The organism is Virgibacillus sp. DJP39, assembly GCF_049310925.1.
Lineage (GTDB): Bacteria > Bacillota > Bacilli > Bacillales > Amphibacillaceae > Virgibacillus_F.
The window spans coordinates 1-7316 of record NZ_JBMERP010000123.1 but is presented as its reverse complement, the minus strand read 5'-3'; the positions used below and the strand labels follow the sequence as shown (position 1 = coordinate 7316).

Below are 7316 nucleotides of genomic sequence, written 5' to 3'. Positions count from 1 at the left end.
CCTAATGTGGTTAGCTATTATTACTTTTATCATAGCCCTGGTCATTCTGTATAACAAGACAAATAATGAATACATTGATTTGGGTGAGGACGCTCCACTACCAACGGCACTGCATCCTATTTTAGAGAAAAAGAAAGAACAATTACTTGAAAAGACAGCTTCTATTGGAATAGATGTCCTGATTACAGAAAAGTGGCGCTCCATTGAACGACAGAATAAACTATATGCACAGGGAAGAACTACAGATGGCAGTATAGTAACCTATTCACAGGGCGGAGAATCGTATCATAATTATGGTTTAGCAATTGATTATGCGATTCTTAAAGATGATGGATCTATTATTTGGGACACAACTTATGACGGCAACAATAATGGGAAAAAGGATTGGTTTGAGGTAGCTGAAATAGCAAAAGATTTAGGATTTGAATGGGGTGGTGACTGGTCCAACTTTAAGGATTACCCCCATTTGCAAATGGATTTCGGGCTGCGTATAAGGCAGCTAAAAAAAGGGTTAAGACCTAATGTTCAGGAGGAAACGAAGTAAGGCTAAGGAATAGACAGAACTTCTGCAGGAAATTATACTGGATTTAACTGCGCTATTATTGAAGGAGGAATCTCCAATGGAACTAAAAGGAATTCACCACGTATCTGCACTTACTGCAAATGCCAAACACAATTATGACTTCTATACACATATACTTGGAATGCGACTTGTGAAAAAGACTATTAACCAGGATGATCCATCTGTTTATCATTTGTTTTATGCAGATGAAGCTGGGAATCCAGGGACAGATTTAACATTCTTTGAAATACCTCATGCTGGAACAACTTATCAGGGTGTAGGAAGTATTTCAGGGACATCATTACGTGTATCAAGTGATGATGCGTTAGAGTTTTGGAATCATCGTTTTTCAGAATTTGATATAGACCATGACGGAATTACAGAACAAGGTGGACGAAAGGTTATTCATTTTCGTGACCCTGAGGGACAACGCCTTACGCTTGTATCTGATGAAACAAATATTGGGGTTAAAGGTGGGAAAACATGGGTTCACAGTAGCGTACCTGCCGACATGGGGGTCATCGGTCTTGGTCCAACTAAACTTACCGTTAAGAACCCCACTCCAACTATTGCTGTTTTAACTGAGATTTTAACCTTTGAACAAACAGGGAGCTATTCTTCTATAGTTGACGGGCAGGATGACATTCTTGTTTTTTCTACTGGTGAGGGTGGAACTGGAGCAGAAGTACACATTGAAACCCGAGATGACCTGCCAAAAGAGCGCCCTGGCCGCGGGAGTGTCCATCATGTTGCATTTCGCGTTGAAAATGAAGAAGAACTGGCAGCATGGAAGGATCGTTTGGTTGCAGCCCGTATCCCAAACTCTGGATTAGTCGATCGTTTTTATTTTAAATCACTTTACTTTAGAGAGCCAAATGGAATTCTATTTGAATTGGCAACAGATGGACCTGGCTTTGCAACAGATGAAGACAGTGATCATTTGGGTGAGTCATTAGCACTCCCGCCTTTATTTGAAGATCGTCGCACAGAAATTGAAGCACGTTTGAAGCCTTTAGACACGAAAAGACCGCGTGATTGATCCGCGGTCTTTTCATGTCTTATGATTTGTTTACTCGTTTTTTATTTTCCTCAGCTTCGTCGCCCTCTGGTAGTTCATCAATTGAGTGCTTATAAGCATAGCCTTTATTAATTGTAATTAGCGTTAATACTAAGACAGCCAATATAATAACAATCCCTAACACAACATATCCCGTCATAACATAGTCCCCTCTGCCTTATCTAATATATTTTAAATATAATCGCTTCTTTCCCGTTTCTTTTACCCATTCTTTTCGTTCGAAAAAGTCAATCACATCGGTATACTCCGGGGAAATCTCAACCTGCATTGTCATTAGCTTACAGTTAAATGCTATTTGTTCCATCTTCTTGTATAAATGTTCGTCAATTCCTTTTTTCTTATAATCACTATGAACGATAAAGTTTTTGATGCTTAATTTATTCAAGTCATACGTAAAATAAATAAACGCAATTAATTCCCCTGTATTCTCTACAACAAACCATTTGTCCTGCTCTCTTAAAAGTGACTGATCGTAATATTCACGTTCTATTATACTATCAACTTCCAGTAGACGCATGTTCTTTAAAGAATTATTCAGTTGGAAAATTGTTTCATAATCATTTTCCTGTGCTTGTCTAATTTTATACATAAGTTTAGCTCCCTAGCGATTCTCAAACGGTTTTATTAAGCCATGAACCGCTTCCGTGTATGGCATTTGAACACCAACAGCTTTGGCTAATCGAATAGCACCACCATGTAGATGGTCAACTTCAAGCATCAATCCTTTTCTGCGGTCCTGATGCATTGATGAAGTCGCTTCTGCCGGTAAAGCACGCAATTTCTTTATAGCAGCTTCAATTTCTTTATCTTTCACCTCTACATTATAAGCTTTTGCCAAATCCTTCATCTCATGTAAAATCATTTCGGCAATACGAAATGTATCTTGCTCTTCTCTGATTGGTCCAATTGGGAGATTAGTTGCCGTTGTGACCCCAGAAAAAGCAGTAATAAACGTATATTTCTTCCAAAGTTCTGCTAAAATATTTTCTGTATTCCGTTCCATAACCGTAGTTTTCTTTAAAGCGTTCTCTAGATCATGACAAATATTCTTTTGGTTAGGCTGGAGTGGTCCAAAAATCAAATTATCAAAGTCGCTTGAATGGATGACATGACCTGCTTCATTAAGTGTTGCAATAATAAACGATAGCCCACCGAGAACAAAGTCTTTGCCGAGCCGCTCCTGCAGCAGACTAACATGCTCAATACCATTTAATACAGGCAATACATATGCTTCCTTATTTGTAAGAACCTTCAAGCTATCCATTGTACCTTGCACATGATATCCTTTTACGCTTACCAAAACAAGATCAACATCACCAATCTGTGTTACATCTGTCTCGACCCTGGGATTGTCTATATGATAATCACCCTTTGGACTAGTAATCTTCATTCCATGCTCTTCTATTTGCCTGGCTCTTTTTTCACGTACCAGAAAAGTCACATTTTCTCCACCCTCAAGCAACCGTCCTCCAAAATATGCCCCAAGCGCACCTGCGCCAATAATCACAACGTTCATTAAAAAACCTCCAATGGTTGAATTAATACTATCGTACCACTTTTTATAACGATTTTGTCTATCTCACGTTTAAATTTACGTCACAACAATCAAATATGGAGGATATATAAGTAAATCATACAAAAGCGAAGAATTTAATAATAAGAAAGTGTTTAATTACTTTATAGAACAAATTTGGTTGTTTTTTTCAAATTATCTAAATATATCGCATTTGAGAAACAATTGATATATCGATATCATTATAGAGTGACTATTTCAATAAAACACCATAACTACATATTAGGATGTTTTTTGAATGCAATTAAACTGGTATATATGTACCGATATGATAGTCACGGATTAATTAAGAATAAAGCATTGTTGTGATCAATGCTTATTAGAAAACTTGGCATTCGCCATGCCTTAATGGCGAGTGAATTAGTTGCACTTATGCAGAAAGAAAGTTTTTACACTTATTTTCTACTAAAAAAAGGGGAGGTCTATTAGACATGAAGAAATTATTAATTGTTTCCATGTTTTTTTTCGCACTAATTTTACTAGCAGCATGTGGTTCAGATGAAGGAACTGATAATGCTAGTAATGGAGAAGAAGGAAGCGAAGACTTATTAACGCAGTTAAAAGAGGAAGGTACAGTAACCGTTGGATTTGCTAATGAAGCTCCATATGCATATCAGGAAGACGGTGAGTTAAAAGGTGCAGCAGTTGATATTGCACAGGCTGTCTTCAAAGAAATGGGAATTGAAAAGGTAGAAAGTAAATTAGCAGACTTTGGTCAGCTAATTCCAGGATTAAACGCTGGAAAGTTCGATGTTATTACAGCTGGTATGGCAATCAAGCCGGACCGTTGTGAAAATGCGGACTTCGGTGCACCAGAGATGCAGTATGGTGAAGGACTTATCGTACAAAAAGGAAATCCACTTGATATCCATAGTTATGCTGATATCGCAGCAAATCCTGATATAACTGTTTCCGTAATGGCAGGTGCAACAGAAGTTGAATTCCTTAAACAAATGGGTGTAAGTGAAGATCAAATTCAAACAGCATCTGATATTCCAGGAACTTTCTCAGCCGTTGCATCCGGACGTGCAGACGCAACAACTGGTACAGAAATGACAGTTAAGATGGCGTTAAAATCTGCAGGAAATGATAAACTGGAGTTCGTTGAAGACTTTGAACAGCCAGATATTGACGGCATTCCAAGCTATGGTGCTGCAGCATTTCACCTAGACAATGATAAACTTCGTGAGGCGTACAATGAGCAACTAGCTAAACTAAAAGAAGATGGCACAGTAAAAAAACTTCTTGAAGCTAACGGGTTTAGTGCAGAAGGAAACTCTGTACCAGCAGATATTACGACTGAAGCAATTTGTAGTGGTGAAATTAAGTAAATAACCATTTATAAAAACACCTATAAAAGCAAAGACTCCATAGGGTCCGGCTCCCTCACCCAAGGGGAGTCAGGCCCTATAATTTTTGCCTTTAGAAAAATAAATCAACCATAGAAGGAGAGATTACCATTAATGCAATAGTTGAAATCTTCCCCGTCTTAATGAAGGGTGTAGAAATAACGGTTACTGTTCTTCTCGCCTCAATAGTTTTGGGTTATCTCATGGCATTTATTGCTGGTTTTTGTCGACTTTCAAATAACGTCATCCTCCGAAAATTCACTGGTTTTTACGTAGAAGTATTTCGTGGAACATCATTAATCGTTCAACTATTCTGGCTATACTACGCATTGCCGATACTATTTGGAATTGAAATAGGTAGTGACTTTTGGGCAGGTGTACTAGCAATCTCATTAAATTATGGAGCATATATGTCTGAGATAGTTCGTGGGTCCATTCTATCTGTAGCTAAAGGACAGATTGAAGCATCTACGGCTCTAAACATGTCACGCTTTCAACGCATGAGACTTGTTATTTTCCCACAGGCTTTGCGCATGATGTTACCGGAATTCGGTAACTATCTTATCCTAATGTTAAAGTCCACATCACTTGTCTCGTTAATTGGTATGATGGACATTTTGTATTATGGAGACATTTTACGGAGTTCCAATCTATCTCAGGCACCAACAGTTTATTTATTGGTACTAGTATTCTATTTCATTCTAGCTCTACCTTTAATCTGGCTGACAAAGAAAATGGAAAGTGTTTCTAAGAAAGGGGTGGCGAGCTAATGGGTAACTGGAGTTGGCCTACATTTTTCGAAGCCTTCCCTATAGTCATACAAGGTCTCGGCATTACAATTTCATTAACAATTGCATGTTATTTATTTGCATTGGTTTTTGGCTTCATTTGGACATTAGTAAGAGCCATACCAATAACACCGATTAGATGGGTTTTGTTGGCAATCATGGAATTCATTCGTTCCACGCCTCCACTCGTTCAGTTATTCTTTATCTTTTATGCGTGGCCAATGATTCCTGTAGTTGGCGTAGCCTTAGATCCGTTTACGAGTGCAGTGCTAGGTCTGGGTATTCACTACAGCACCTATATTGGAGAAGTATATCGAACTGGTATTAATGCAGTTGATAAAGGACAATGGGAAGCATCGACAGCGTTAAACTATTCAACAGGCAAAAAATGGACTAAAATTATTTTGCCACAAGCTATACCCCCAACCATTCCGATGCTCGGAAATTATTTAATCATTATGTTTAAAGAGGTTCCACTAGCTTCAACAATCGGGGTCCTGGGAATACTTGCAATGGCAAATGACTATGGTGCTCAGCACTGGAAATATTTAGAGGCTCTAACAATTGTGGCGATATTATTCCTAGTGTTAAGCTACCCTTCAGCAATCTTAATTAATAAACTAGAACGTAAATTCAATAAGCGATTTGAAAAAAAAGAACCAACAGGAAGTAAAGCAGGTTAGAGAGAAAAGCGGAGGCGACTGGTCTGGGGTGACACGCATAAGCAAGGAACCGTAGAGTGCATGCTCTTAGCACTCGGAGTGTTCCTTGCTTATGTCGCGAACCCCAAGGAGCCGCAGCTGGATCAAGAAAAGCGGAGCGGGCTTGATAGAGACGACAAGCATAGTCAAGAGACCGTAGAGTAATGCTCTTTTTACTCGAAGTGTCTATTGACTTGTCTCGAGTCTCTAGCCCGCGAAGCTAGACAAGAAAAGCGGAGGCGACTGGTAAGCAACGGACAAATAGATAAGACGAAGAAAAGGAGTAGTGATAAAATGGCTGAACCAATTGTTTCATATAAGGATGTTTACAAATCATTTGGTGATGTAGAAGTACTTAAAGGCATTAATTTAGATATACAACCAGCAGAAAAGATTGCAGTCATTGGCCCGAGTGGATCTGGTAAAACAACCATTATTCGTATGTTAATGACACTAGAACAGCCAACTTCCGGAAGCATTATTGTCGACGGAAAAAACTTATGGCATATGAAAAAAGGCGAGGAATTCGTTCCAGCAACAGAAAAGCATTTGCGACAGGTTCGTGGCGATATTGGGATGGTTTTCCAGCACTTTAACCTTTTCCCACATATGACCATTTTGGAAAACTGTATGACAGCACCAATTCATGTACAAAAAGAAGATAAAAAAACTGCTAAGAAACTTTCGATTGAGATGTTGGAGAAGGTTGGTCTTGGTGACAAACTAGACAACTTCCCAAACCAGCTATCCGGCGGACAAAAGCAGCGTGTAGCAATGGCTCGTGCTCTAGTGATGCGACCAAAGATCATGCTGTTTGATGAGGTAACTTCCGCACTGGACCCAGAGCTTGTTGGTGAGGTACTTGAAGTAATTCGCGACATTGCCAAAGAGGGAGAGATGGCGATGGTGCTTGTTACACATGAGATGGAATTTGCTCGTGACATTGCAGACCGCATTTTGTTTCTGGACGATGGGGTTATTGCTGAAGAAGGGCCACCAATGGAGGTCCTTGAGAACGCTGATAACGAAAGACTACAAAGCTTCTTACATCGTTTCAGGACCTAGAAGAAAATGTAAACTGACTGAATGGATGGACGTTAATTCCCTTCAGTCAGTTTTTTTGTTTAAATAAAGGCCTAGTACCGGTGAAGGGACCTAAGTCTGAAGGGATATACGTGAATCAACCTTCCTGGCCGGATATCAACCGTTATCCGGTGGAATCAACCGTCCCGACCTGATTATCAACCGTTATCCGAAAGCCTTAG

At 39.3% G+C, this 7316-nt stretch carries 9 protein-coding genes; 6 read left to right on the top strand and 3 right to left on the bottom strand.

The window, feature by feature from the left end:
* The first annotated feature begins 4 nt into the window (after positions 1 to 4).
* Both ACOI1D_RS20545 and ACOI1D_RS20540 read left to right on the top strand, forming a co-directional pair.
* On the top strand, positions 5 to 544 hold the full coding sequence (locus ACOI1D_RS20545) for a M15 family metallopeptidase (RefSeq protein WP_422503947.1): 540 nt from the start codon (positions 5 to 7) through the stop codon (positions 542 to 544).
* 76 nt (positions 545 to 620) lie between these two features.
* The gene (locus ACOI1D_RS20540) at positions 621 to 1601 is read left to right on the top strand and encodes a ring-cleaving dioxygenase (protein WP_422503946.1); all 981 of its coding nucleotides are present in this window, start codon (positions 621 to 623) and stop codon (positions 1599 to 1601) included.
* A gap of 19 nt (positions 1602 to 1620) precedes the next feature.
* Here ACOI1D_RS20540 and ytzI read toward each other — a convergent pair whose 3' ends face one another.
* Genes ytzI through ACOI1D_RS20525 form a run of 3 tightly spaced genes read right to left on the bottom strand, consistent with a single transcriptional unit; the run spans position 1621 to position 3156 of the window.
* Complete coding sequence (gene ytzI, locus ACOI1D_RS20535) at positions 1621 to 1779, bottom strand: YtzI protein (RefSeq protein WP_422503944.1); 159 nt, start codon at positions 1777 to 1779, stop codon at positions 1621 to 1623.
* A gap of 18 nt (positions 1780 to 1797) precedes the next feature.
* A complete protein-coding gene (locus ACOI1D_RS20530; RefSeq protein ID WP_422503943.1) occupies positions 1798 to 2229 on the bottom strand; it encodes a GNAT family N-acetyltransferase in 432 nt (143 codons plus the stop codon).
* Between the two features lie 12 nt (positions 2230 to 2241).
* The gene (locus tag ACOI1D_RS20525; protein WP_422503941.1) at positions 2242 to 3156 is read right to left on the bottom strand and encodes a ketopantoate reductase family protein; all 915 of its coding nucleotides are present in this window, start codon (positions 3154 to 3156) and stop codon (positions 2242 to 2244) included.
* A 488-nt stretch (positions 3157 to 3644) separates the two neighbouring features.
* Between ACOI1D_RS20525 and ehuB the strand changes: the two genes are divergently transcribed.
* The 4 genes from ehuB to ehuA all read left to right on the top strand — a co-directional run bounded on the left by ehuB (position 3645) and on the right by ehuA (position 7116).
* A complete protein-coding gene (ehuB, locus tag ACOI1D_RS20520; RefSeq protein ID WP_422503940.1) occupies positions 3645 to 4544 on the top strand; it encodes an ectoine/hydroxyectoine ABC transporter substrate-binding protein EhuB in 900 nt (299 codons plus the stop codon).
* A 161-nt stretch (positions 4545 to 4705) separates the two neighbouring features.
* Positions 4706 to 5332, top strand: a complete 627-nt coding sequence (locus ACOI1D_RS20515) for an amino acid ABC transporter permease (RefSeq protein WP_422503939.1) — start codon at positions 4706 to 4708, stop codon at positions 5330 to 5332.
* On the top strand, positions 5332 to 6033 hold the full coding sequence (gene ehuD / locus ACOI1D_RS20510; protein WP_422503938.1) for an ectoine/hydroxyectoine ABC transporter permease subunit EhuD: 702 nt from the start codon (positions 5332 to 5334) through the stop codon (positions 6031 to 6033). The genes ACOI1D_RS20515 and ehuD overlap by 1 nt, the downstream gene beginning before the upstream one ends.
* A gap of 312 nt (positions 6034 to 6345) precedes the next feature.
* On the top strand, positions 6346 to 7116 hold the full coding sequence (gene ehuA / locus ACOI1D_RS20505; RefSeq protein WP_422503936.1) for an ectoine/hydroxyectoine ABC transporter ATP-binding protein EhuA: 771 nt from the start codon (positions 6346 to 6348) through the stop codon (positions 7114 to 7116).
* Positions 7117 to 7316 lie beyond the last annotated feature (200 nt).

Bases quoted from the DNA above. Each gene is read 5' to 3' on its own strand.
- ACOI1D_RS20545 (WP_422503947.1), top strand. From the start codon at position 5: ATGTGGTTAGCTATTATTACTTTTATCATAGCCCTGGTCATTCTGTAT.
- ACOI1D_RS20540 (WP_422503946.1), top strand. From the start codon at position 621: ATGGAACTAAAAGGAATTCACCACGTATCTGCACTTACTGCAAATGCC.
- ytzI (WP_422503944.1), bottom strand. From the start codon at position 1,779: ATGACGGGATATGTTGTGTTAGGGATTGTTATTATATTGGCTGTCTTA.
- ACOI1D_RS20530 (WP_422503943.1), bottom strand. From the start codon at position 2,229: ATGTATAAAATTAGACAAGCACAGGAAAATGATTATGAAACAATTTTC.
- ACOI1D_RS20525 (WP_422503941.1), bottom strand. From the start codon at position 3,156: ATGAACGTTGTGATTATTGGCGCAGGTGCGCTTGGGGCATATTTTGGA.
- ehuB (WP_422503940.1), top strand. From the start codon at position 3,645: ATGAAGAAATTATTAATTGTTTCCATGTTTTTTTTCGCACTAATTTTA.
- ACOI1D_RS20515 (WP_422503939.1), top strand. From the start codon at position 4,706: ATGAAGGGTGTAGAAATAACGGTTACTGTTCTTCTCGCCTCAATAGTT.
- ehuD (WP_422503938.1), top strand. From the start codon at position 5,332: ATGGGTAACTGGAGTTGGCCTACATTTTTCGAAGCCTTCCCTATAGTC.
- ehuA (WP_422503936.1), top strand. From the start codon at position 6,346: ATGGCTGAACCAATTGTTTCATATAAGGATGTTTACAAATCATTTGGT.